This is a genomic window from Streptomyces sp. NPDC006655 (assembly GCF_040703965.1).
GTDB lineage: Bacteria > Actinomycetota > Actinomycetes > Streptomycetales > Streptomycetaceae > Streptomyces.
The window spans coordinates 14,889-38,171 of sequence record NZ_JBEYJU010000020.1 but is presented as its reverse complement, the minus strand read 5'-3'; the positions used below and the strand labels follow the sequence as shown (position 1 = coordinate 38,171).

At 70.7% G+C, this 23,283-nt stretch carries 22 protein-coding genes; 13 read left to right on the top strand and 9 right to left on the bottom strand.

Annotated features, from left to right (window positions below; genetic code table 11):
• Nucleotides 1-210: 210 nt before the first annotated feature.
• On the bottom strand, nucleotides 211-2,004 hold the full coding sequence (locus tag AB0958_RS14355) for a bifunctional metallophosphatase/5'-nucleotidase (RefSeq protein WP_366890714.1): 1,794 nt from the start codon (nucleotides 2,002-2,004) through the stop codon (nucleotides 211-213).
• Nucleotides 2,005-2,171: 167 nt separating this feature from the next.
• Between AB0958_RS14355 and mshD the strand changes: the two genes are divergently transcribed.
• The 10 genes from mshD (at nucleotide 2,172) to AB0958_RS14305 (ending at nucleotide 11,788) form a co-directional block, all read left to right on the top strand.
• Nucleotides 2,172-3,101 carry a mycothiol synthase gene (mshD, locus tag AB0958_RS14350; protein ID WP_366890713.1) on the top strand — a complete coding sequence of 310 codons (930 nt, stop codon included), beginning with the start codon at nucleotides 2,172-2,174 and terminating at the stop codon, nucleotides 3,099-3,101.
• 140 nt (nucleotides 3,102-3,241) lie between these two features.
• The gene (locus AB0958_RS14345) at nucleotides 3,242-3,625 is read left to right on the top strand and encodes a GntR family transcriptional regulator (protein ID WP_366890712.1); all 384 of its coding nucleotides are present in this window, start codon (nucleotides 3,242-3,244) and stop codon (nucleotides 3,623-3,625) included.
• Nucleotides 3,625-4,503: an ABC transporter ATP-binding protein gene (locus tag AB0958_RS14340; protein ID WP_366890711.1), complete on the top strand. Its 879-nt coding sequence runs from the start codon at nucleotides 3,625-3,627 to the stop codon at nucleotides 4,501-4,503. Before AB0958_RS14345 ends, AB0958_RS14340 begins: the two co-directional genes overlap by 1 nt.
• The gene (locus tag AB0958_RS14335; RefSeq protein ID WP_366890710.1) at nucleotides 4,500-5,399 is read left to right on the top strand and encodes an ABC transporter permease; all 900 of its coding nucleotides are present in this window, start codon (nucleotides 4,500-4,502) and stop codon (nucleotides 5,397-5,399) included. Before AB0958_RS14340 ends, AB0958_RS14335 begins: the two co-directional genes overlap by 4 nt.
• Nucleotides 5,396-6,259 carry a hypothetical protein gene (locus AB0958_RS14330; protein WP_366890709.1) on the top strand — a complete coding sequence of 288 codons (864 nt, stop codon included), beginning with the start codon at nucleotides 5,396-5,398 and terminating at the stop codon, nucleotides 6,257-6,259. Before AB0958_RS14335 ends, AB0958_RS14330 begins: the two co-directional genes overlap by 4 nt.
• A 273-nt stretch (nucleotides 6,260-6,532) precedes the next feature.
• Entirely contained in the window at nucleotides 6,533-8,890 is a 2,358-nt protein-coding gene (locus AB0958_RS14325; protein WP_366890708.1) for an RNA degradosome polyphosphate kinase, read from the top strand.
• Entirely contained in the window at nucleotides 8,871-9,896 is a 1,026-nt protein-coding gene (locus AB0958_RS14320) for a CHAD domain-containing protein (protein WP_366890707.1), read from the top strand. The genes AB0958_RS14325 and AB0958_RS14320 overlap by 20 nt, the downstream gene beginning before the upstream one ends.
• Nucleotides 9,893-10,309 carry an NUDIX hydrolase gene (locus AB0958_RS14315; RefSeq protein ID WP_366890706.1) on the top strand — a complete coding sequence of 139 codons (417 nt, stop codon included), beginning with the start codon at nucleotides 9,893-9,895 and terminating at the stop codon, nucleotides 10,307-10,309. Before AB0958_RS14320 ends, AB0958_RS14315 begins: the two co-directional genes overlap by 4 nt.
• A 356-nt stretch (nucleotides 10,310-10,665) precedes the next feature.
• Nucleotides 10,666-11,517 carry a hypothetical protein gene (locus tag AB0958_RS14310; RefSeq protein ID WP_366890704.1) on the top strand — a complete coding sequence of 284 codons (852 nt, stop codon included), beginning with the start codon at nucleotides 10,666-10,668 and terminating at the stop codon, nucleotides 11,515-11,517.
• Nucleotides 11,518-11,620: 103 nt separating this feature from the next.
• Entirely contained in the window at nucleotides 11,621-11,788 is a 168-nt protein-coding gene (locus AB0958_RS14305; RefSeq protein ID WP_366890703.1) for a hypothetical protein, read from the top strand.
• A gap of 30 nt (nucleotides 11,789-11,818) precedes the next feature.
• Here AB0958_RS14305 and AB0958_RS14300 read toward each other — a convergent pair whose 3' ends face one another.
• Nucleotides 11,819-12,157, bottom strand: a complete 339-nt coding sequence (locus AB0958_RS14300; protein ID WP_132892117.1) for a metal-sensitive transcriptional regulator — start codon at nucleotides 12,155-12,157, stop codon at nucleotides 11,819-11,821.
• Between the two features lie 198 nt (nucleotides 12,158-12,355).
• Here AB0958_RS14300 and AB0958_RS14295 point away from each other — a divergent pair, with 198 nt between their 5' ends.
• Complete coding sequence (locus AB0958_RS14295) at nucleotides 12,356-12,976, top strand: DUF47 family protein (protein ID WP_366890701.1); 621 nt, start codon at nucleotides 12,356-12,358, stop codon at nucleotides 12,974-12,976.
• Between the two features lie 7 nt (nucleotides 12,977-12,983).
• Nucleotides 12,984-13,982: an inorganic phosphate transporter gene (locus AB0958_RS14290; protein WP_366890700.1), complete on the top strand. Its 999-nt coding sequence runs from the start codon at nucleotides 12,984-12,986 to the stop codon at nucleotides 13,980-13,982.
• 222 nt (nucleotides 13,983-14,204) lie between these two features.
• Here AB0958_RS14290 and pstB read toward each other — a convergent pair whose 3' ends face one another.
• From pstB to pstS, 4 genes are all read right to left on the bottom strand, one after another.
• A complete protein-coding gene (gene pstB, locus AB0958_RS14285; protein WP_132892120.1) occupies nucleotides 14,205-14,981 on the bottom strand; it encodes a phosphate ABC transporter ATP-binding protein PstB in 777 nt (258 codons plus the stop codon).
• Nucleotides 14,982-15,021: 40 nt separating this feature from the next.
• Entirely contained in the window at nucleotides 15,022-16,083 is a 1,062-nt protein-coding gene (pstA, locus tag AB0958_RS14280) for a phosphate ABC transporter permease PstA (RefSeq protein ID WP_366890698.1), read from the bottom strand.
• Nucleotides 16,080-17,087, bottom strand: a complete 1,008-nt coding sequence (pstC, locus tag AB0958_RS14275) for a phosphate ABC transporter permease subunit PstC (RefSeq protein ID WP_366890697.1) — start codon at nucleotides 17,085-17,087, stop codon at nucleotides 16,080-16,082. The genes pstA and pstC overlap by 4 nt, the downstream gene beginning before the upstream one ends.
• 145 nt (nucleotides 17,088-17,232) lie before the next feature.
• A complete protein-coding gene (gene pstS, locus AB0958_RS14270) occupies nucleotides 17,233-18,366 on the bottom strand; it encodes a phosphate ABC transporter substrate-binding protein PstS (RefSeq protein WP_366890696.1) in 1,134 nt (377 codons plus the stop codon).
• Nucleotides 18,367-18,732: 366 nt separating this feature from the next.
• Here pstS and AB0958_RS14265 point away from each other — a divergent pair, with 366 nt between their 5' ends.
• Nucleotides 18,733-20,295: an FAD-binding oxidoreductase gene (locus AB0958_RS14265; RefSeq protein WP_366890694.1), complete on the top strand. Its 1,563-nt coding sequence runs from the start codon at nucleotides 18,733-18,735 to the stop codon at nucleotides 20,293-20,295.
• Between the two features lie 191 nt (nucleotides 20,296-20,486).
• Here AB0958_RS14265 and AB0958_RS14260 read toward each other — a convergent pair whose 3' ends face one another.
• The 3 genes from AB0958_RS14260 to AB0958_RS14250 all read right to left on the bottom strand — a co-directional run bounded on the left by AB0958_RS14260 (nucleotide 20,487) and on the right by AB0958_RS14250 (nucleotide 23,234).
• Nucleotides 20,487-21,179, bottom strand: coding sequence for a phosphatase PAP2 family protein (locus AB0958_RS14260; protein WP_366890693.1), 693 nt, complete (start codon nucleotides 21,177-21,179; stop codon nucleotides 20,487-20,489).
• Between the two features lie 191 nt (nucleotides 21,180-21,370).
• Nucleotides 21,371-22,390, bottom strand: a complete 1,020-nt coding sequence (locus tag AB0958_RS14255) for a bifunctional lytic transglycosylase/C40 family peptidase (RefSeq protein WP_366890783.1) — start codon at nucleotides 22,388-22,390, stop codon at nucleotides 21,371-21,373.
• Nucleotides 22,391-22,463: 73 nt separating this feature from the next.
• Nucleotides 22,464-23,234, bottom strand: coding sequence for a trypsin-like peptidase domain-containing protein (locus tag AB0958_RS14250; protein WP_366890692.1), 771 nt, complete (start codon nucleotides 23,232-23,234; stop codon nucleotides 22,464-22,466).
• Nucleotides 23,235-23,283: the final 49 nt, after the last annotated feature.

Sequence of the window (23,283 nt, the reverse complement as noted above, 5' to 3'; positions counted from 1 at the left end):
TGTCGTCCGCGCCGTTCGCTTTCGATATGGAAGACATTACGTGACCCGGGGGCCCGAGAAAGCCATTTTCAATGAGACCTCGATGAATTGCGACTGAGTTGAATTTTCAGGAGCAATCCGGAACCGCAGGCCGCTTCACATAGGTTTTATCCAGCAGGAAGGGCCCGGTACGCGCGCGTACCGGGCCCTCGGTCGGTCTGCTCGGGGTGCCTACAGCACGATCGTGATGCGGTCGGCGGCCGGCGGCGCGAGGGGGCTCGTCGCCGAGGAGTTGGCCGTCAGGTACTGCGCGAGGGCGGACAGGTCGTCCGTGCCGACCAGGTCGTCGGTGCCCTGGCCGAGGGTGGTGAAGCCGTCGCCGCCGCCCGCGAGGAAGGAGTTGGTGGCGACGCGGTAGGTGGCGGCCGGGTCGATCGCCTTGCCGTCGAGGCGGATCGAGTCGGTGACGACGCGGTCCGCGCCGGACTTCGTCAGGTCCAGGGTGTACGTCAGGTTCCGCGACGGCTGGAGGATCTTCGGGGTCGCCGCGTTGCCGCCGCTCACCTGCTCCTTGAGCACCTGGACCAGCTGGGCTCCGGTGAAGTTCTGCAGGTTCACGGTGTTGGCGAACGGCTGCACCGTGAAGCCCTCCGCGTAGGTGACGACCCCGTCGCCCTCACCGGCCTTGGCCGCGTAGGTGAGGCCGGCGCGCACCCCGCCCGGGTTCATCAGCGCCAGGTCGGTCGCCGGGTCCAGTTCCTTGCCGTAGGCGAACTGGGCGTCGGCGATGAGGTCGCCCATCGGGGACTCGGTGCCGGTGTTGGCCACGTCGGCGGAGACGTAGCCGATCGGGCGGTTGCCGATGGGGGCGGCGAGGGCGTTCCACTTGCCGATCAGCCGGGTCATGTCGGGCGCCTTGGCGACGTCCCTGGTGACCACGTGGTTGGCGGACTTCACGGCCGTACGCGCGATGTCGCCGGTGCGCCGGTCGTACGTGAGGGTGGTGTCGGTGTACAGGCGGCCGAAGGAGGCGGCCGAGGTGACCATGCGGGGGTGGCCGGCCGGGTCGTCGATCGTGCAGACGTACGCGTTGTGGGTGTGGCCGGTGACGAGGGCGTCCACCGCCGGGGTCACGTTCTTCGCGATGTCGACGATCGGACCGGAGATGCCGTCACCGGCACCCGGGGCGTCGCAGTCGTAGTTGTACGACGGCGAACTCGGGAAACCGCCCTCGTGGACCAGCGCCACGATCGACTGGACGCCCTGGCGCTGGAGCACCTTGGCGTACTTGTTGATCGTCTCGACCTCGTCCTTGAAGGCGAGGCCCTTGACGCCGTCGGCGGAGACGATGCCCGGCGTGCCCTCCAGGGTGACGCCGATGAACCCGATCCTCACGTCCTTCTTCTGCCAGACCCAGTACGGCTCGAGGATCGGCTTGCGCGTCTTCTCGTCGAGGACGTTGGCGGCGAGGTAGGGGAAGTCGGCGCCCTTGAACCGCTGGTCGGTGTAGCAGCCGTCGGTGGGGTGGCAGCCGCCGTTCTGGAGGCGGGCGAGTTCCTTCGCGCCCTCGTCGAACTCGTGGTTGCCGACCGTCGTCACGTCCAGGTCGAGCTTGTTCAACGCCTCGACGGTGGGCTCGTCGTGGAAGAGCCCGGAGATCAGCGGGGAGGCGCCGACCATGTCGCCGCCGGCGGCCGTGACGGAGTACGGGTGGCCCTGACGCGCCTCGCGCAGATGCGTGGCGAGGTACTCCACACCGCCCGCGTCGATCGTCTTCGTCGTCCCGTCCGCCTCGGTCTCGGTGACCCGGCCGGAGGAGCCCGCCGGCGGTTCGAGGTTGCCGTGCAGGTCGTTGAAGGAGAGCAGCTGGACGTCCTGGTAGCGGCCCGGCCGCGAGTGCCCGTGGTTGCCGGTGTGCGCGTCGGCGGGCAGCGCGCTCGCGAGCGCGGCGGCGGTGGCGAGCCCGGCGGCGGACGCGAGCAAGGCGTAGGCACGACGTCGGGGCGGGCGGGAAGTGGCCGGCATGAAACCCCCCTGTGGGTCTGCTGAGAAGTGGCCCGGTCGGCGCAGCCTAGAGTCAACGCGCGTAGCGCAACAGGGGTTTCTTGGTTACATCCTGGTTGCCTTTTGCCCCGCCTTTTACCTTCCCTCGTGCGTCCGTTCCGCCCGCACGGGCCCGTACCCTCGTACGCATGACCAGCGACGACACCGCACGGCCGCCCATGTACTCCCGCTCCGTCGACACCCGCTCGGCGCTCACCGAGGACCAGGCCGAGGCCGTCCTCACGCTGCTCACGGAGGCCGCGCGGGCCGACGGCCAGCAGCCGGTTTCCGAGCAGGGCCGCCTCCAGCTGCGCGGGGGTGCCCGGGACGGCGTCTCCCATCTGCTCCTCACCGTCGGCGGCGAACTCGTGGGCTACGCCCAGCTGGAGGACACGGACCCGGTGGAGGCACCGGCCGCCGAACTGGTCGTCCACCCGTCCCACCGGGGGCACGGACACGGCCGCGCCCTGGGCAGCGCACTGCTGGCGGCGACCGGCAAGCGGCTGCGGGTGTGGGCGCACGGCGGGCACTCGGCGGCCCGGCACCTCGCCCAGGTCCTCGGCCTCACCCTGTTCCGCGAACTGCGCCAGATGCGCCGCCCGTTGACGGACCTCGACCTGCCCGACCCGAAGCTCCCGGAGGGCGTGACGGTCCGCGCCTTCGTGCCCGGCAAGGACGACGCGGCCTGGCTCGCCCTGAACGCCGCCGCGTTCGCCCACCACCCCGAACAGGGCTCGCTCACCCAGCGCGACCTCGACGACCGCAAGGCCCAGCCCTGGTTCGACCCGGCCGGCTTCTTCCTGGCGGAGCGCGGGGGCGAACTCGTCGGTTTCCACTGGACGAAGGTGCACGAGGACGAGGGCCTGGGCGAGGTGTACGTGCTCGGCGTCTCCCCCACCGCGCAGGGCGGCGGCCTCGGCAAGTCCCTCACCACGATCGGCCTGCGCCACCTGGCCGGACGCGGCCTGCCGACGGCGATGCTCTACGTCGACGCGGACAACACGGCGGCGGTGGCGGTCTACGAACGCCTGGGCTTCACGACCCACGAGACGGACCTGATGTACCGCACGGAGACCTGAGCGCGGTTCACCGGCCCGGCGGCCGCCCGCGGTTGACCGGGCGGCCGGACCCGCCTCCGTCATGCCCGGCTCCGCTTGACTTTCCGGGCCGGCTTCCACCACCCTTTCACTACTCAATTAGTGAAAGGGTGGTTGTACGGGTGGTCGAGTACCGCATCGACCGGCGCTCCGGCGTCGCCACCTACGTCCAGATCGTCCAGCAGACCAAGCAGGCCCTGCGCCTGGGGCACCTGCGGCCGGGAGACAAGCTGCCCACCGCCCGCGAGGTGGTCGAGGCCACCGCCATCAACCCCAACACCGTCCTCAAGGCCTACCGGGAGCTGGAGCGCGAGGGCCTGGTCGAGGCCCGGCGCGGTCTCGGCACCTTCGTGAGACGCGCCCTGGGCACCGCACCGGCCGAGTCCCCCCTGCGCGGGGAGCTGGAGGCCTGGGCCGGCCGGGCCCGCGAGGCCGGCCTGGACCGCGACGACGTGGCCGCGCTCTTCACCGCCGTACTGGAAAAGCACTTTCAGGGAGACAACTGATGACCGACACCGCGATAGCGGCCTCGGCGCTGGGCAAGCGGTTCGGCCGGCGCGGGAGTTGGGCGCTGCGCGACTGCACCTTCCGGCTGCCCGCGGGGCGGGTCTGTGCCGTCGTCGGCCCGAACGGAGCGGGCAAGTCCACGCTCCTCGCCCTCGCCGCCGGTCTGCTGGGCGCCACCGAAGGCGCGCTGACCGTCCTCGGCACCACCCCGGCCGGGGCCCGCACCCGGGTCGGCTACGTCGCCCAGGACAAGCCGCTGTACCCGCAGCTCACGGTCGCCGAGACGCTCCGGATGGGCGCCGACCTCAACCCCGGGCGCTGGGACGCGACGGCCGCCGAGCGGGTCGTGACGGCCGGCGAACTGAACCCGAGGTCCAAGGTCCGCGCCCTCTCCGGCGGCCAGCGCACCCGCGTCGCCCTCGCCCTCGCGCTCGGCAAGCGGCCCGAACTGCTGCTCCTCGACGAGCCGATGGCCGACCTCGACCCGCTGGCCCGGCACGAACTGATGGGCGTGCTGATGGTGCAGGCCGCTCAGCACGGCACCACCATCGCGATGTCCTCGCACGTGGTCGCCGAGCTGGAGGACTCCTGCGACCACCTGCTGCTGATCGGCGGCGGCCGGGTCCGGCTGGCCGGCGAGATCGACGACCTGCTGGCCGCCCACCGCCGGATCAGCGCCCCCGCCGACGCCCCGCTCGCCCCGCACACCGTCGTCGAGTCCCGCACCACCGGCCGCCGGCTCAGCGCCCTGGTCCGCCCGTCCGGCCCGCTCCCCGACGACTGGGACACCGGCCACCCCGGTCTGGAAGAACTGGTCCTCGCCCACCTCCGCAACCCCGAGGCCCCGGCCCTGGTCCCCGTCGAGGCCGCCGTATGACCGCCCTCACCGCCCCCATGAGGCCCCACCTGACCCGCTGGGTGCTGCGCCTGCACCGCCCGGCCCTGTACGTAGGGACGGCCCTCGCCGTCCTGACCGCCATCCTGCTGCTGCTCCTTCAGGGCCCCCTGGTGGACGCGGCCGCCGAGGGCTGGCGCCAGGTCGACCACTGCGGGTTCACCCCCCACTGCGCGTACGACCAAGACGCGATCCTGCGCTACAAGGACTGGTACAACTACGCCACCCTGACCATGTGCGCGCTGCCCTTCCTCGTGGCCGCATGGGCCGGCGGGGCGCTCGTCGGCAGGGAACTGGAGTCCGGGACGGCCCGGTTGGCCTGGGCGCAGTCCAGCAGCCCGGCCCGCTGGCTGACCGTCCGGCTGGCGGTCCCGGCCGCCGCCGTCACGGCGGGGGCGGGCCTGCTGGCCTGGCTGCACCACCTGGTCTGGACCGCGGGCCGGGGCCGTATCGACACGGCCGCGCCCTGGTACGACCTCTTCACCTTCCACACCAACGGCCCCACGATCGTCGCCCTGACCCTGGCCGGCCTGGCCGCGGGCGCCCTGGCGGGTCTGCTGCTGCGGCGTGCGCTGCCCGCGCTGCTGGTCGCCCTGCTGCTGACGGGCGCGATCTGCGTCTCCACCCAGGCCCTGCTGCCCCATCTGTGGCCGGCGCTCGCCCGCACCCGGTCCCGGTTCTTCTACTCGCCCTCCGGGTCCTGGCAGGTGAGCGGCCGCAAGATCGGCGCCCAGTACCATGTGACATATCACCCGTACGCCCACTACTGGCCGCTCCAGCTGACCGCCACGGCCCTCCTCCTCGCCGTCACGGCCCTGCTCGTCCTCGGCTGCCACCTCGTGCTGCGCCGCCTGACCGGAAAGGCGGCCCGGGGATGACCGCGCCGACGCTGACGGGGCTCCCCCGGACCGTGCTGCGGCTGCACCGGCCGGCCCTGCTGACCTGGGGCGTGTTCGTGGCGGGCATGTGCGGCTGGCTGGTGTGGCTGACCAAGGTCACGGCGAAGGGGCGGGGCCCGCAGGGCCTGCCGTGCCTCGGCGCCTGCGGGCAGTCCTACGGCCTGTTCGGCTTCGCCACCGAGCTGGAGTGGGCGTCCACCCTGATCGGTTACTGCTTCGTGGGCGTCGCCGGGTTCGCGGGCGGAGCCCTGATCGGCCGCGAACTGGAGTCGGGGACGGCCTGGTTGGCGTGGACCCAGGGAGTGACCCCGGTCCGCTGGCTGGCCGCCAAGCTGGCGCTGCCCGCAGCGGCGATCACCGTCGGGGGCACGATCCTCGTGCTGGTCTTCCGCTGGGCCTTCGCCGCCCACGCCGACCCGGTCTGGGCACCGGCCTGGTCCTCCGCCGCGGTGTTCGCCGCGCGCGGCCCGCTGCTGGTGGCGTACGCGCTGTGCGCGCTCGCCGTCGGCACGCTCACCGGGCTGCTGCTGGGCCGGGCGCTGGCCGCGCTGGGGACCGCGGCCGGGGCGATGTGGCTGTTCGGCTCCGTGCTGACGTACTACCGCCCGGACCTGTGGCCCACCGACACCCGTACCGGGCCGGAGGCCTTCGATCTGCCCGACGACTACTGGGTGGTGGACGAGGGGTCGAACGCACACGGACGCTTCGCCGCCTACCACCCCGCGTCCCACTTCTGGCCGCTCCACCTCACCGAGACCGCGATCGTCCTCGCCGTCGCCGTCCTCGCCGTCCTCTGCTCCTTCCGGGTGCTCAAGGGCCGTCCGGCGGCCCCCGCGTAGGCGGGGCGCGCCGGGCGCCCCGACGTCGTAGGGTGCGGGGGCGCCGGGGACCGCGGGTCCGTCGTGGCCCGCCCCCGCCGTCGTGGCCCGTCGCGCCGGTCCCCCGTCGGTCCCGTGCGTCCCTCTGTCGGGGGAAGGGTGTACGGGATCGTCGCTTTCGTGAACTCCGGCGCCCCCGCCGATCGACCACAGACGTCCGTGGGCCGCTCCCCGCTATCCCGCACGCCATGTCTTCGTAACCATTGGTTCAGACGGACTTGCGACGCTCAGCCAATGAAGCCCGCCGTGCCAGAGCCTTCGCCGCCCCCCGAGGGGTTCGCGGGAAACGGGGTCGTCCACCTCCCACCCGCACGTTCCGACGCGCCTGTGACGCCCCGGGCGCGGAAGAATGGGGTCATGAGTCAGCAGAACGCCCAGGCAGCCGAGGTTCAGCACGCCCAGCCCTCCGTGGGCTCCATAGCCGCGCACCGCCCGCACACGGTGGCCGCCGCGGTCTCCGACCTCGAACCCGACATCGACGCCGACCTCGACGCGTACGAGGAGTCACCGTACGACGGGCCCCAGCTGCCGCAGGGGCGCTTCCTGGACCGGGAGCGCAGCTGGCTCGCGTTCAACGAGCGGGTCCTCGAACTCGCCGAGGACCCGAACACCCCGCTGCTGGAGCGCGCGAACTTCCTGGCGATCTTCGCCAGCAACCTGGACGAGTTCTTCATGGTCCGGGTGGCGGGACTGAAGCGCCGCATCGCCACCGGCGTGGCCACCCGGTCCGCCTCCGGCCTCCAGCCGCGCGAGGTGCTGGAGATGATCTGGGCCCGCTCCCGTGAGCTGATGGCCCGGCACGCCGCCTGCTACCACGAGGACGTCGCCCCCGCGCTTGCGGAGGAGGGCATCCACCTGGTCCGCTGGGCCGAGCTCACCGAGAAGGAGCAGGGGCGGCTCTTCACGCTCTTCCGGCACCAGATCTTCCCGGTCCTGACCCCGCTCGCGGTCGACCCGGCGCACCCCTTCCCGTACATCTCCGGCCTGTCCCTGAACCTGGCCGTGGTGGTCCGCAACCCGGTCAGCGGCCACAAGCACTTCGCCCGCGTGAAGGTGCCGCCGTCGCTGTCCCGCTTCCTGGAGAGCAGCCCGGGCCGGTACGTCCCCATCGAGGACGTCATCGGCGCCCATCTGGAGGAGCTGTTCCCGGGCATGGAGGTCGTGGAGCACCACGCCTTCCGGCTCACCAGGAACGAGGACCTGGAGGTCGAGGAGGACGACGCCGAGAACCTCCTCAAGGCCCTGGAGAAGGAGCTCATGCGGCGCCGCTTCGGGCCGCCGGTGCGCCTGGAGGTCGAGGAGTCCATCGACCGCGACGTCCTCGACCTGCTGGTGCGCGAGCTGAAGATCGGCGAGGCCGAGGTCTACCCGCTGCCCGGCCCGCTGGACCTGACCGGCCTGTTCCGGATCGCCGGCCTGGACCGGCCGGAGCTGAAGTACCGCAAGTTCATCGCGGGCACCCACCGCGACCTCGCCGAGGTCGAGTCGGCGTCCGCGCCCGACATCTTCGCGGCCCTGCGCGAACGGGACGTGCTGCTGCACCACCCGTACGACAGCTTCTCCACCTCCGTGCAGGCCTTCGTCGAGCAGGCCGCCGAGGACCCGGACGTCCTCGCGATCAAGCAGACCCTGTACCGGACCTCCGGCGACTCCCCGATCGTCAACGCGCTCATCGACGCCGCCGAGGCCGGCAAGCAGGTCCTCGTCCTGGTCGAGATCAAGGCCCGCTTCGACGAGCACGCCAACATCAAGTGGGCCAAGCGCCTCGAAGAGGCCGGCTGCCACGTCGTGTACGGCCTCGTCGGCCTGAAGACGCACTGCAAGCTGTCCCTGGTGGTGCGCCAGGAGGGCGACACGCTCCGCCGCTACAGCCACGTCGGCACCGGCAACTACCACCCGAAGACGGCGCGCCTGTACGAGGACCTCGGACTGCTCACCGCCGACCCGCAGGTGGGCGCCGACCTGTCCGACCTGTTCAACCGCCTCTCCGGCTACTCCCGCCGGGAGACGTACCGCCGCCTGCTGGTGGCACCCAAGTCGCTGCGCGACGGACTGATCGCGCGGATCGACAAGGAGGTCCAGCACCACCGTGCGGGCCGCCCCGCCTTCGTCCGCATCAAGGCCAACTCGATGGTCGACGAAGCGCTCATCGACGCGCTCTACCGGGCGTCCATGGCCGGCGTGCCGGTCGACATCTGGGTGCGCGGCATCTGCGCCATCCGCCCGGGTGTCACGGGCCTCTCGGAGAACATCCGGGTCCGCTCGGTCCTCGGCCGCTTCCTCGAACACTCCCGGGTCTTCGCCTTCGGCAACGGCGGCGAACCCGAGGTGTGGATCGGCAGCGCCGACATGATGCACCGCAACCTCGACCGCCGGATAGAGGCCCTGGTCCGGGTCATCGACCCGGCCCACCGGGCAGCCCTCACCCGGCTCCTCGAAACCGGCATGTCCGACTCCACCTCCTCCTGGCACCTGGGCCCGGACGGCGAATGGACCCGGCACGCGACCGACGCCGACGGACAGCCGCTGCGCAACATCCAGGAGATGCTCATAGACGCCCGGAGGCGCCGGCGTGGCACAGCAACACCTTGAACCGACGGACCCCACGGCCCGGGCCGTCAGCGGGGACGCCCTCGCGGGCTACCTGCGCGCCCAGGCCACGGAGTTCCTCCGCGCGCTGCGGCTGCACCGGGAGACCGGTACGGCGGCGGGCGCGGCGGAGGAGTCCGTCGACGCGGCCCGCGCGCTGCGCCGCTCCGCCCGGCGCATCAGCGGCAGCCTGCACACCTTCCGACCGCTCCTGGAGGCCGACTGGTCGGAGGAGATCCGCCCCGAACTCGCCTGGCTGTCGGGCACCTTGGGTCTTGAGCACGCGTACGAGGCCAGACTGCAACGGCTGCTGCTCGCGCTGCACCGGCTCTCCGGCTCGACCGCCCTGCCCGGCCAGGCCACTTCGGAGGGCGCGGCCGACCGCGGCAACCTCACCGTCGGCGCGGCGAAGGCGGGCGCCCTGCTGGACCGCCAGCTGACCCTCGCCCGCACCCGGGCCCACTCCACGGCGCTCCAGGCGCTCGGCTCCTCCCGCTTCCACGCGGTCGCCGACAAGGTGGCGGTGCTGGCCAGCGAGGTCCCGCTGACGGCCGCGGCCCCCACCGCGGACCTGCGGCCGGCGGCGGCCGCCGCGGAGGAACGCCTCACCGACGCCGTCGCGGCCCTCCCGCTGGTCACGGCCGGCCACCCCTACAACGCGGAGGCCCTCGTCCACGGCCTGTCCCCGGATCCCTCCCCGCACCCCCAGGACGGCCCCTGGCACCAGGTCCGGTTGCTGCTGCGCCTGCACCGCTACGCCCGCGAGGTGCTGTTCGGCCAGGGCGCCCCCGTGGACGTCCGGCTGCTCACGGCCGGCCAGGCCCTGAACCGGCACCGGGACGCCTCCGAGGCCGCCGCGGCCGCCGCCGCGGCCGCCCGCACCCCACGCATCGCCCCGGCGACCGCCTACGCCCTCGGCGTCCTCCACGCCGACCAGCGGCACGAGGTGGAGGCGGCCCGTTTCGCCTTCCAGCAGGCGTGGCAGGAGCAGCCGCTGGAGGCCGTGTGAACGACACCCCGGTACGCGCGGCGGGTTGCGTCCTGTGGCGCCGCTCGCCGGTCCACGGCGACCTCGAGGTCTGCCTCGTCCACCGCCCCAAGTACGACGACTGGTCCCACCCGAAGGGCAAGCTCAAGCGGGACGAGGACGCCGTCACGGGCGCGCTGCGCGAGGTCGAGGAGGAGACCGGCTACACGGCGTCGCTCGGCAGCGAACTGTCCACCGCCCTCTACTACGCCAACGGCCGTCCCAAGGAGGTCCGTTACTGGGCGGGCGAGGCGGCGGAGGGCCACTTCACCCCGAACCACGAGGTGGACAGGATCCTGTGGCTGCGGCCGGCCGAGGCCCGGCGCCGCCTGACCCAGCCGAGGGACGCCGAACTGGTGGACGAGTTGCTGGCCGCGCTGCACAACACCCCGTGAGGCGCGTCACCCGACACCGGACATCCGACACCCCCGCACCCGACACCCCCGCACCCGACCGCGTCTCACCCGCCGGCGAGGTGCCCCTCCGCGTCCGTACGCGCCAGGCTTCTCGCCCGCCGCCCCGGCCCCCGCCAGCCACACGTGCACCGGGCGAAACAGAACCGCCCCTGCTCAACCGTGTCCGCCTCGTGTTCCGCCCTGTGCAGGGCCCGTCCGGAACCGTCCTCCTGCGCCACACCGACAACGTTACCCATGCCCGGTAAAGCCCAGGCATGCGTGACGGCCCCACCCACCCCTCGTTAACCGGAACGACAGGCGGCCCGCGACGGACGTACCGGTGGGGGTAGGCAGCGATGGATCGGCGGCAGCACAGGCGCGCTGGGAAGACGGCCGTCACCGTGGGCCTCGTGGTCGGACTCGGCGCGTGCGCCACCGGCTGCGGCGGCGCCACGGCGGAGGGCGCGAGCGGCCCGCCCGGGGACCCGGTCACCGTCCTCGAACACGCGGCGGACGCCCTGCTGGACGCCCGCACGTCCAGGGCGACGACGTCGATGGAGATGGCGACCGGCGGCACCCGGGTCACCATCCGCGGCCAGGGCGTCTACGACTACGACCGGCAGCTCGGCAGGCTCACGGTCGTCCTCCCGCAGGACCCCACCGGCACCCCCGAGCACCGCCCGATCACCGAACTCCTCGCCCCGGGCGCGCTGTTCATGAAGAACCGGGGCGCCGGGGTGCCCGCCGACAAGTGGGTGCGGGTGGAGACCGCCTCCCTCTCCGACGGCAACCTGGTGACCGGCGGCGCGACCGACCCGTTCGCGGCGGCCGAACTGCTGCGCGGCACCCGGACGGCGACGTACGTCGGGCGGACGGAGGTCGCGGGCGCCGGGGTCCGGCACTACCGGGGCACCGCCGACCTGGCCGTCGCGGCCGGGGCCGCCTCCCCGGGCAACCGGCCGGCCCTCGCCGCCGCGGCGAAGGGGTTCGCCACCGCCCAGGTCCCGTTCGACGCCTACCTCGACGACCAGGGCCGGATCCGCAAGCTCAGGCAGCGGTTCAGCTTCGTCAACGACACCGGCAAGGGCACGGTCGCGGTCGCCTCGACCACCCTGCTGTACGACTTCGGCACCCCCCTGGACGTGAGGTTGCCGCGCTCCCGGGACATCTACGCGGGCCGGATCGCCGAGAACCAGCCGTCGCACTAGTCCGGGATCGGGCTCGTACAACCTGTGAACTAGCCCGTCCGTGCCATGCGCGGTGTGTAGACCGCTGCCTACTCTAGGAAGCGGTGACGGCAGAGAAGAGGTGATGCACGTGGCTCCGGTCGGCGGTACGGCAGTTCAGGACCACGTGGCCCTCGCCGAGATCGAGCTGTGCGGAGAGCTGATCATCGCGGCGTCGGCCGCCGAGGACCGCCTCAGCCTGGAGAGCATCGACGAGGTGCTGCGCGTGGCCGAAGAGCGCGGGGACGGCTAGAACACGGCCTGGTTCCGGCGCCCCGGGCGGTCAGGTCCGCAGCAGGCGGCCGATCGCCTTCGTGGCCTCCTCCACCTTCGCGTCGATCTCGTCCCCGCCCTTGACGGCGGCGTCGGCGACGCAGTGCCGCAGGTGCTCCTCCAGGAGTTGCAGGGCGAAGGACTGCAGGGCCTTGGTGGAGGCCGAGACCTGGGTGAGTATGTCGATGCAGTAGGTGTCCTCGTCCACCATGCGCTGCAGGCCCCTGATCTGGCCCTCGATCCGGCGCAGCCGCTTGAGGTGCTCGTCCTTCTGCTTGTGGTAACCGTGCGTGGTCGCCGGTGCTCCGCCCCCGGAGGGCGTCACGGCGTCGGCCTCGGTGGTCGTCATCGCGTCCTCCGCATTATCGAGACACATACCCCTGGTGGGTATATGGTAACGAACTTTGCTGGGTAGGAGGGCCCTCGGGACGCCCCCGTGCTGATCACCATGCCCGATGGGCGAAACTGGACGGCGGCCCATTAGCCGTGGCCGGATGATGCGCTTAGCATCAGCCTGACCGAAACCCATGCATACCGAGGAACCCACGTGCGCTTTCGTCTGACCCCCAGGGAGACGAGCTTCTACGACATGTTCGCCGCCTCCGCGGACAACATCGTCACCGGCTCGAAGCTCCTGATGGAACTGCTCGGGGCGGACACGTCTGCCCGGGCCGAGATCGCAGAGCGTATGCGGGCAGCGGAACACGCAGGTGACGACGCCACGCACGCGATCTTCCACCAGCTGAACTCCTCGTTCATCACGCCGTTCGACCGCGAGGACATCTACACCCTCGCGTCCTCCCTCGACGACATCATGGACTTCATGGAGGAGGCCGTCGACCTGGTCGTCCTCTACAACGTCGAGGAACTGCCGAAGGGCGTCGAGCAGCAGATCGAGGTGCTGGCACGGGCCGCCGACCTGACGGCCGAGGCGATGCCCCACCTGCGCACGCTGGACAACCTCACCGAGTACTGGATCGAGGTCAACCGTCTGGAGAACCAGGCCGACCAGATCCACCGCAAGCTTCTCGCCCACCTCTTCAACGGCAAGTACGACGCGATCGAGGTGCTGAAGCTCAAGCAGATCGTGGACGTCCTGGAAGAGGCGGCGGACGCGTTCGAGCACGTGGCGAACACGGTGGAGACCATCGCCGTCAAGGAGTCCTGAGGCGTCGATGGACACCTTCGCGCTGGTCGTGACCATCCTGGTCGCGCTCTTCTTCACGTACACGAACGGCTTCCACGACTCCGCGAACGCGATCGCGACCTCGGTGTCGACGCGGGCCCTGACCCCGCGGGCGGCGCTCGCGATGGCCGCCGTGATGAACCTCGCGGGCGCCTTCCTGGGCTCCGGGGTCGCCAAGACGGTCAGCGAGGGCCTGATCGAGACCCCGCAGGGCTCCCAGGGCATGGGCATCCTGTTCGCGGCGCTCGTCGGCGCGATCGTCTGGAACCTGGTCACCTGGTACTTCGGACTGCCGTCGTCGTCCTCCCACGCCCTGTTCGGCGGGCTCGTCGGCGCGGCCCTGGCGGGGGGCACGGAGGTCCTCTGGAACGGCGTCGTCGACAAGGTCATCATTCCGATGTTCCTGTCGCCGGTGGTCGGACTGATCCTCGGCTACCTGGTCATGACGGCCATCATGTGGCTGTTCCGCCGGTCCAACCCGCACAAGGCGAAGCGCGGCTTCCGGATAGCCCAGACGGTCTCCGCGGCCGGCATGGCCCTCGGGCACGGCCTCCAGGACGCCCAGAAGACGATGGGCGTCGTGGTCATGGCCCTGGTGATCTCCGGCCACGAGACGTACGGCGACCCGATCCCGGCCTGGGTGAAGATCGTCTGCGCGCTGATGCTCTCCCTCGGCACCTACGCGGGCGGCTGGCGCATCATGCGCACCCTGGGACGCAAGATCATCGAACTCGACCCCCCGCAGGGCTTCGCGGCCGAGGCCACGGGCGCGTCGATCATGTTCACCACGGCGTACCTCTTCAAGGCGCCGATCTCCACGACCCACGTCATCACCTCGGCCATCATGGGCGTCGGCGCGACGAGGCGCGTGAAGGCGGTCCGCTGGGGCGTGGCCAAGAACATCGTCCTGGGCTGGTTCATCACGATGCCGGCCGCGGCCCTGGTGGCAGCGGCGGCCTACGGAATCGTCAAGCTGACGGTGCTGTAGCGCCCCGTAGGGCCCAGCGCCCCTTAGGGGCGCGGGGAACTGCGCGACAAGCCCCCACGCACCCGCAGCCGCCACCGGACCGATCCACCCACCCCCTGCGGCGCCACCCCCTCCCCCAGCCACGCACGACGCAGACGGGCCCGCCCCCGGGAGCCAGGGGCGGGCCCTTTTGCGTCCTCGCGGTGGCACCGCCATGCAGCACCGCGAGGGGTCGGTGTCGGCTCAGCCGAAGCGGCCCGAGATGTAGTCCTCGGTGGCCTGGACCGACGGGTTGGAGAAGATGCGCTCCGTCTCGTCGATCTCGATCAGCTTGCCGGGCTGGCCGACGGCGGCCAGGTTGAAGAAGGCCGTGCGGTCCGAGACACGCGCCGCCTGCTGCATGTTGTGCGTCACGATGACGATCGTGAAGCGCTCCTTCAGCTCACCGATCAGGTCCTCGATGGCGAGGGTGGAGATCGGGTCGAGGGCGGAGCAGGGCTCGTCCATGAGCAGCACCTTCGGCTCGACCGCGATCGCGCGGGCGATGCACAGACGCTGCTGCTGACCACCGGAGAGCCCGGACCCGGGCTTGTTCAGGCGGTCCTTGACCTCGTTCCAGAGGTTCGCGCCCTTGAGTGACTTCTCGACGATGTCGCCGAGCTCGCTCTTCTTGTAGTTGCCGTTCAGCCGCAGACCCGCGGCCACGTTGTCGAAGATCGACATCGTGGGGAACGGGTTCGGGCGCTGGAACACCATGCCCACCTCACGGCGCACCGACACGGGGTCGATCCCGGCGCCGTACAGGTTCTCGTCGTCGAGGAGGACCTTGCCCTCGACCCGGCCGCCGGGGGTGACCTCGTGCATCCGGTTCAGCGTGCGCAGGAACGTCGACTTGCCGCAGCCGGAGGGGCCGATGAACGCCGTGACGGTGCGCGGCTCTATGTTCATCGAGATGTCGTCGATGGCCTTGTGGGAGCCGTAGAAAGCGGTGAGCCCGCTGACGTCGATTCGCTTGGACATTACTTCTTCACTTCCAGACGGTCGGTCGCTGTGAGGCCGGTCAGCGACCGGTCTTCGGGGCCTTCCAGCGGGCGATGCCGCGGGCCACCAGGTTCAGGATCATCACGAAGGCGATCAGCGTGAGCGAGGCCGCCCAGGCCCGGTCGTAGGCCGCGTTGGCACCGGCGCTGTTCGCGTACTGCTGGTAGATGAACAGCGGCAGCGACGACTGCGCACCCTCGAAGGGGTCGTTGTTGATGAACGGGTTGCCGAACACCAGCAGCAGCACCGGGGCGGTCTCGCCCGCGATACGGGCCACGGCCAGCATGACGCCGGTCGTGATACCGCCGATGGAGGTCGGCAGGACCACCTTCAGGATGGTGCGCCACTTGGGCACGCCGAGTGCCAGGGACGCCTCGCGCAGCTCGTTCGGGACGAGCTTGAGCATCTCCTCGGTGGAGCGCACGACCACCGGCATCATCAGGATGGCCAGGGCCAGCGATCCGGCGAAGCCGAACGGCTGCATGTCGAAGATCAGCATGATGCTGAGGATGAACAGACCCGCGACGATCGACGGGATACCGGTCATCACGTCCACGAAGAAGGTGACGGACTTGGCCAGCCGGCCGCGTCCGTACTCGACGAGGTAGACCGCGGTGAGGATACCGATCGGGGCGCCGATCAGAGTGGCGAGACCGACCTGCTCCAGCGAGCCGATGATGGCCGCGTAGGCACCACCGCCGGGCTGGGAGTCGGCGACGACGCCCATGGAGTGGGTGAGGAAGTAGATGTCCAGGACCTTCACGCCGCGCGAGATGGTCACCCAGAGCAGGGAGACCAGCGGGACGACGGCGATGACGAAGGCGACCCAGACCAGGGAGGTGGCGACGCGGTCCTTGGCCTGCCGGCCGCCCTCGACCTTGGCAGCGATGCCGTAGGTGCCGAGGACGTAGAGGAGGCCCGCGATCAGACCCCACTGGATCTTGCTGTCCAGGCCGGCCACCAGACCGATGACCACGCCCAGGACGATCGACCCGCCGATGATGGCGTACGGGGACCACGTGGGGAGACTGGCGCCCTGGAGGGTGCTGGGGCGCTTGTCGGCGACTGCTGCGGTGCTCATGCGTTGGCCCCCGAGTACTCCGCACGGCGCTGGATGATGATCCGGGCCGCGCCGTTGACCAGCAGGGTGATGACGAACAGGACCAGACCGGAGGCGATGAGCGCGTCACGGCCGTCGGAGGTCGCCTCACCGAACTTGCTGGCGATGTTCTGGGCGAAGGTGCCGCCGCCCGGGTTGAGCAGGCTGGCGTGGATGTCGAAGTCCGGGGAGAGCACGGTGGCGACGGCCATCGTCTCGCCGAGGGCGCGGCCGAGGCCGAGCATCGAGGCGGAGATCACGCCGGAGCGCCCGAAGGGCAGCACCGCCATGCGGACGACCTCCCAGCGCGTGGCGCCGAGCGCGAGCGCGGCCTCCTCGTGCATCTGCGGGACCTGCCGGAAGACCTCGCGGCTCACGTTGGTGATGACCGGCAGGATCATGATCGCGAGCAGGATGGCGACGGTCAGCAGCGAGCGCGGGGCGCCGCCGTCCCAGGAGAAGACCCCGGTCCAGCCGAAGAAGTCGTTGAGCCAGCCGAACAGGCCGGTCATGTGCGGCACGAGGACGAGTCCGCCCCACAGGCCGTACACGATGGACGGCACCGCGGCGAGCAGGTCGATCACGTAGGCGACGGGGCCGGCGAGCCGGCGCGGCGCGTAGTGCGTGATGAACAGCGCGATGGCCACGGCGATCGGGACGGCGATGGCCATGGCGATGATCGAGGAGACCACCGTGCCGAAGGCGAGGACCGCGATGCCGAAGCTCGGCGGGATGAGGTTGGTGTTCCACTCGAAGGTGGTGAGGAAGTTGCTGTGGTCGCGGTTGATCGCGAGGGCGGCCCGGTAGGTGAGGAAGACCGCGATCGCGGCCATGATCACCAGCAGCAGGACGCCGGAACCGCGGGAAAGTCCGAGGAAGACCCGGTCACCCGCGCGGGTGGCGCCGCGGGCGTTGCGCTTCTGCTCGGCAACGCTGGGCTGTGGGAGGGGCGGTGGGGCGTCTGTCGTCTTCGTCGATATGTCCATCGGGTTCTCCGGTCTGCGGAGTCGCCCTCGCGGGCGGCTCGGAGGAGCCGTACGTCCCGGCTGTGGGGGGCGTACGACTCCGGGCGGCGGTGCACCGGACGGTGCGGCCGGGCCCCTCGCGGGACTCGGCCGCACTCGCGGATCTTTAGCTCAGGCCCTCGATGGTGGTGCGGACCTTGGCGATGATCTCGTCGGGGATCGGGGCGTAGTTGATCGTGGAGAGGACCTTCTGGCCGTCCTCGGAGGCGACGTAGCGCAGGAACGCCTTGGTCGCCGCGAGGGTGTCGGCCTTGTTGCCCTTGTCGCAGGCGATCTCGTAGGTGACCAGGCTGATCGGGTACGCGCCCTCGGCCTTGGTCTTGTAGTCCAGCTTCAGCGACAGGTCCTTGCCGGTGCCGACGACCTGGGCGGCCGCGATGTCGGCGGTGGCGGACGCGGTGGACGGGGCGACCGGCTTGCTGGCGCCCGTGTCGATGCTGGCGGCCTTGATGCCGTCCGAGACGTAGGAGAGCTCGAAGTAGCCGATGGCGCCGGAGGTCTGCTTGACCTGCTGGGCGACGCCCGCGGACTGCGGAGCGGACTGGCCGCCCTTGGCCTGCCAGGCCTTGCCGCCGGAGTACTTCCAGTTGTCCGGGGTGGTGGCGATCAGGTACTTGGTCAGGTTGTCCGTCGTACCCGACTCGTCCGAGCGGTGGAAGGCCTGGATCTTCAGGTCCGGGAGCTTCGCGGTCGGGTTCAGCTTCTTGATCGCCGCGTCGTTCCAGTTGGTGATCTTGCTGTCGAAGATCTTCGCGAGGGTCGGCGCGTCCAGAACCAGGTTGTCGACACCCGGGACGTTGTAGCCGATCGCGATGGCGCCGCCGACCATCGGGAGGTCGATGCCCTGGCCGCCGGAGCAGACCTTCTTGGAGGCGGTGACTTCTTCGGGCTTGAGCGCGGAGTCGGAACCGGCGAAGGCGACCTGACCCTGCGTGAAGGCGGTCACACCGGCGCCGGAGCCGGAGCCCTTGTAGTTGATCTGGACACCACAGGCCTGCGAGAAGTTCTTCACCCAGGCGTCGATCGCGTTCTTCTGCGCGGAGGAGCCGTCGGCGAGCAGCTGACCCTTGGCGTTGTCGCACTTGATGGAGCTGGCGTTGGCGGAGGTCGAGGGGTTGCTGCTCGAACCGCTGCTGCTGCCGTTGTCGTCGGAGCCGCACGCCGTGAGGGTCAGGGCACCGGTGACGGCGACAGCACCGAGAGACAGAACGCGCAGCCGGTTCTTGCGCTGAAGCTTCACTTTCGGGAGTTCCTTCCAGGGGCGCCACCTTCGGCGGCGTGCGAAGTAGTGGTGACGAAGTGAGGGGCTCCCCGACTGGGTTTCTACGACCGCTCACCGCATCGCGTACGGCCGAAAGTAGGCAGAACAGGTGAAGCCGCCGATGGGCACAAGTGAACGGAGGGTGAACCCCTGCCGTCGGCCTGGTTAGGTCACGGAACGCTTACGGGGAGGGCACGTGCAGGTCCCAACCGCCGGGTTAAGCGAACAAGTCTTCGGCGTTCGCCATCACAGCCGTTACGACGTCACAGCGTTCGTTACACCGGACGGGAACCCGTGTGCGACGGACGCCGTCTCGATCCAGGACAGCCGACGAAAGGCACGGGCATGGAACGGCGCACCTTCATATCGGGCGGGGCAGCCGCCATCGCGGCGACCGCACTCACGGGTTGCAGCTCAGGCGGGGCGGGCACGGCGCTGACGACCGGCGCGCCCCTCGCGTCCACATCCTCCCGTACCGCGCTGAAGACCACCAGCGCAGCGGCGGCGGCCAACTGGACCGCTCTCGCACGCGCCCTGGACGGCACCCTGATACGCCCCGGCGAGGCCAACTGGACGGTCGCCCACCAGCTCTACAACACCCGCTTCGACACCCTGAAGCCATCGGCGGTCGCGTACGTCGCCCACGCCGACGACATCCGCACCACACTCTCCTACGCCCAGGCCCACCGCCTGAAGATCGCCATCCGCAACGGCGGCCACTCCTACGCGGGTTACTCCTCCGGCGACGGCCGGCTGATCCTCGACGTCTCCAGGCTCAGCCGTATCCGCGTCGGCGGCGGTACGGCGGTCGTCGGCGCCGGTGCCAAACTGATCGACGTCTACCGGGCGCTCGCCGCGAAGGGCGTGACCATCCCGGCGGGCTCCTGCCCCACGGTCGGCGTCTCCGGCCTGGTGCTCGGCGGCGGCCACGGGGTCGCGTCCCGGGCGTACGGCCTGACCTGCGACAGCCTCACCCGGGCGACGCTCGTCACCGCCGACGGTACGCAGGTTGTCGCCGACGCGAGCACCAACAGGGACCTCTTCTGGGCGCTGCGCGGCGCGGGCAACGGCAACTTCGGCGTCGTCACGGAACTCCAGTTCAGCACCCACCCCACGCCGCAGGGCGTGACGGCGTACCTGAGCTGGCCGTGGTCGAAGGCCGCGCAGGTCCTGAAGGCCTGGCAGGAGTGGGGTCCGTCGCAGCCGGACGAGATCTGGTCCTCCCTGCACCTGGAGAACTCCGGCAGCGGCCCGCGCGTCTCGGTCGCCTGCTTCTCCATGGGCACCTACGGCGAGTTGCAGAACGCGGTCGACGCCCTCGCTCACAAGGCGGGCGCCAACGCCTCCTCGGTGTCCCTGCGCCGCCACGCCTACGAGGAGGTGATGGAGATCTACGCCGGCTGCTCCTCCTTCGCCACCGAGCCCCAGTGCCACCTGCCCGGCTCCACCCCCGGGCGCTCCCCGCAGGGCAGGCTCGGCCGGGAGACGTACACGGCCCGCTCCGACTTCTTCGACCGTTCGCTGTCGGCGGCCGGCATCCAGACGGCGCTCCGGCAGATCGGTGCGGTCCGGGGCGGCGCGGGAAGCATCGCGTTCACGGCGCTCGGCGGGGCGGTGAACCGCGTCTCGCCGACGGCGACGGCGTTCGTGCACCGGCGGTCGCGGATGCTGGCGCAGTACATCGTGTCGTGGGGTGCCGGATCCTCCGGGAGCACGGGGCAGGCGTGGCTGAACTCGGCGCACGCGGCGATGAAGCCGTACGCCTCCGGCGCGGCGTACCAGAACTACACGGACCCGACGCTGACGGGCTGGAAGAAGGCGTACTACGGGGACGCGGTGACGAAGCTCGGGAAGGTCAAGCAGCAGTACGACCCGGAGAGGTTCTTCTCTTATCCGCAGGGGTTGTAGGGATACGCAGTCCGGCTGCGGCCGCGTGGGGGCTGATCGCGCAGTTCCTCCCCCAGCCTTCGGCCGGGGGGACCCCCAGCGCCCCTTCGGGGCGCGTCGTAGCTGCGGGCAGTCGTGCCGCTGGGGCGGCACGGGTGGGCGCAGCGGCACCCCGCCCACACGGGCCAGTGAAACCCCCGGGCCCAGCCTGCCTACGCCGCCAAGTCCCGGTCCGTCGGCTCCATCGCTGTGCGTGCGCCCGGCACCAACCCCACCATCGCTGATCGGCGCCGTACGATCCACCCCGCCCTCGGGGACGACTCGACCGCCTTCAGTACCGGTGTCAGCAGAGCCGTCGCCAGCGGGGACAGCAGGAGGACGACCGCCGTGCCCAGGGCGAAGCCGCCCACCACGTCCGTCGGGTAGTGGACGCCCATGTAGACCCGGCAGAAGCCCTCGGCCAGCGCCAGCGCGATGCCCACCAGACCGAACCTGCGGTGGGCGACGAACAGGCCGACCCCCAGCGCCATGGTGATCGTCGCGTGGTCGCTGACGAACGAGTAGTCGGTCTTGCCGGAGATCAGGACGTCGAGTCCCTGGTGGGTGAGGAACGGCCGGGGGCGCTCGACGAAGCCGCGGATGGGAACGTTCACGAGGACGGCGATCGCGGCGGCGAGCGGCGCCCAGACCAGCGCGGCCAGGGTGGCGGGGGCGTCCTCGGCCCCGCGGCGCCGTACGGTCCACCAGCACCACACCACCAGCAGCACCATCGCGACCAGCAGCCCGTACTCCCCGACGAACTCCATGACCCGGTCGAACCAGTGCGGTGCGTCCTTGGCCAGGCCGTTGATGTCGTAGAGCAGGTCGACGTCGGGGTTGGATCCGGATTCGGCGAGTACAGCCATCGTGCTGCGGCCCCTTCGTCGTCGTTCCGGGACGCACCCGGTGTGCGTCGCTCGTGCCACCCCCGTGGTCGGCTACGTCAACAGGAACGCACGGCCTACGCCCCTACGTTCCACCCTCCACCGAATGATCACGCAGACGTTATCGAAGAGAGACACGAATCCCCAGCTCAGGGGTGGGTTTCACGCTCGGTTCACACCGTGGTGGGGAGCGCTTTCGCGCCATCTTCGGTTACCCGGGTGGCCCCGAAGTAGTCGGCCGAGTCGATGGGGTCGAAGCGGATGACGGCCCCGGTGTACGGCGCGTCGATCATGTACCCGCCCCCGACGTAGATGCCCACGTGGTGGATGGCCCGGGAATCGGAGAGGTCGGTGGAGAAGAAGACGAGGTCACCCGGGAGCAGTTCGTTGCGGGAGGGGTGCGGACCGGCGTTGTACTGGTCGTTGGCGACCCGCGGCAGGGTGATCCCGACGCTCGCGTACGCCGCCTTCGTCAGCCCCGAGCAGTCGAACCGGCCATTGTCCTGAGCTGTGCCGTTGCCGCCCCAGAGGTAGGGGGTGCCGAGCTTGTTCTGGGCGTAGGTGATGGCACCGGCGGCCTGCTTGGTGGGCGAGAGCCGGCTGACCGGCGCGGCGAAGCTGTCCTCGAGGGTGGTGATCGTCTTGACGTAGTTCTGCGTCTCCGCGTACGGCGGCACTCCCTTGTACTTGATGACCGCGTACGCCCCCGCGTTGTACGCGGCGAGCATGTTGTCGGAGACGTTGCCGGGAACGTCCTTGACGTACGAGGCGAGCTGGCAGTCGTAGGAGGCGGCCGACGGAATCGCGTCATTCGGGTCCCAGACGTCCCGTACCCCGTCGCCGTTTCCGTCGATGCCGTGGGTGGCCCACGTCCCCGGGATGAACTGCGCTATGCCCTGTGCCGCCGCCGCGCTCTGCGCCCTCGGGTTGAAGCCGCTCTCCTGGTACAGCTGGGCGGCGAGCAGGGCGGGGTTGAGGGCGGGGCAGAGATTGCCCCACTTCTGCACGAGGGCCGAGTAGGCGGCCGGCACCGAGCCCTTCGCCAGGCTCTTGGTGGCCCCGTCGACCCCGTTGAGGAGGTTCCCGGCGACGACGTACACCCCGACGACGAGCAGCATGACGAAGCTCAGCCCGAGGCCGACCGCCGCGCCACCGATCACCCATACTTTCCGCACGCCCCAACCCTCCCCCATGGCAGGGCCGTTCAACGCCATTTCGGCTGAGAGTGGCGCTATTTCACAGCAGGAAGGCGCGCCTGACGCCGTTTCACCGGCTGGTGGCGTCCCGGTACAGCTCGGCGGCCTCGCTCCCGAGCACCACGCTGTACGAGGTGTCGGCCGTGGCGCCGCCCTGCTCGTGGCCGCCCAGCACCCCCACCACCTCGTGGTCGCCGTTCACCCAGGGACTCCCGCTGGTGCCGCCGGTGAACTCGGGACAGTCGATGCGCTGTTGGGTGGAGCTGTGGGCGAGGGGCTTGTTGGTGCAGCTGATCGGCACCTCACGGGAGTCGGGGTACCCGATGACGGTCACGGCGGTGGCCCCGGTGGCGACGCCGGTGGCGAACCGGTTGGCCCTGGTGACGTCCTCGATGCGCTTGCCGCCCAGCTCGTCCACGGCGGCGAAGGCGACGTCGCTGTCCTCGTCCTGGCCGTGCGACCAGCCGTCCGGCAGATACCGTCGGCCGACCTTCCACACCCCGTACGGCGCCACCCCGTCCCGGTAGCCGGGCACGAACACCAGGTTCGTGCCGTCGTCCCCGTCGACGCAGTGCGCGGCGGTGACGATGAGGTCCCGCTGCGGGCTGTGCACGACGGAGGCGGTGCAGAAGTGGTTGCCGGACAGGCTGCCGGCCTTGTCCGCGCTGAACAGCGCCCCGACCTTGGCACCGGCGGCGGTGGCCCCCACCACCGCGGTCACCCCGAACGGACCCGCCGCCTCGTCGGCGGCGGCCACGGAGGCCGAGGTGGCGGCCAGGACCATCACCGCGCAGAGTGCGACGCGGCGCGTGGTGACGTAGATGCGTGAGGTGCGCTTCATCAGGCTCCACTGTGTCCCACGAAGGTGAGAAACCTTCCCCGACTTCACT

Bases quoted from the DNA above. Each gene is read 5' to 3' on its own strand.
- AB0958_RS14335 (WP_366890710.1), top strand. From the start codon at position 4,500: ATGACCGCCCTCACCGCCCCCATGAGGCCCCACCTGACCCGCTGGGTG.
- pstC (WP_366890697.1), bottom strand. From the start codon at position 17,087: ATGGACATATCGACGAAGACGACAGACGCCCCACCGCCCCTCCCACAG.
- AB0958_RS14300 (WP_132892117.1), bottom strand. From the start codon at position 12,157: ATGACGACCACCGAGGCCGACGCCGTGACGCCCTCCGGGGGCGGAGCA.
- AB0958_RS14250 (WP_366890692.1), bottom strand. From the start codon at position 23,234: ATGAAGCGCACCTCACGCATCTACGTCACCACGCGCCGCGTCGCACTC.
- AB0958_RS14310 (WP_366890704.1), top strand. From the start codon at position 10,666: ATGGATCGGCGGCAGCACAGGCGCGCTGGGAAGACGGCCGTCACCGTG.
- AB0958_RS14340 (WP_366890711.1), top strand. From the start codon at position 3,625: ATGACCGACACCGCGATAGCGGCCTCGGCGCTGGGCAAGCGGTTCGGC.
- mshD (WP_366890713.1), top strand. From the start codon at position 2,172: ATGACCAGCGACGACACCGCACGGCCGCCCATGTACTCCCGCTCCGTC.
- AB0958_RS14305 (WP_366890703.1), top strand. From the start codon at position 11,621: ATGCACGTGGCTCCGGTCGGCGGTACGGCAGTTCAGGACCACGTGGCC.
- AB0958_RS14260 (WP_366890693.1), bottom strand. From the start codon at position 21,179: ATGGCTGTACTCGCCGAATCCGGATCCAACCCCGACGTCGACCTGCTC.
- AB0958_RS14265 (WP_366890694.1), top strand. From the start codon at position 18,733: ATGGAACGGCGCACCTTCATATCGGGCGGGGCAGCCGCCATCGCGGCG.
- AB0958_RS14290 (WP_366890700.1), top strand. From the start codon at position 12,984: ATGGACACCTTCGCGCTGGTCGTGACCATCCTGGTCGCGCTCTTCTTC.
- AB0958_RS14355 (WP_366890714.1), bottom strand. From the start codon at position 2,004: ATGCCGGCCACTTCCCGCCCGCCCCGACGTCGTGCCTACGCCTTGCTC.
- pstA (WP_366890698.1), bottom strand. From the start codon at position 16,083: ATGAGCACCGCAGCAGTCGCCGACAAGCGCCCCAGCACCCTCCAGGGC.
- pstB (WP_132892120.1), bottom strand. From the start codon at position 14,981: ATGTCCAAGCGAATCGACGTCAGCGGGCTCACCGCTTTCTACGGCTCC.
- AB0958_RS14330 (WP_366890709.1), top strand. From the start codon at position 5,396: ATGACCGCGCCGACGCTGACGGGGCTCCCCCGGACCGTGCTGCGGCTG.
- AB0958_RS14325 (WP_366890708.1), top strand. From the start codon at position 6,533: ATGAAGCCCGCCGTGCCAGAGCCTTCGCCGCCCCCCGAGGGGTTCGCG.
- AB0958_RS14255 (WP_366890783.1), bottom strand. From the start codon at position 22,390: ATGGGGGAGGGTTGGGGCGTGCGGAAAGTATGGGTGATCGGTGGCGCG.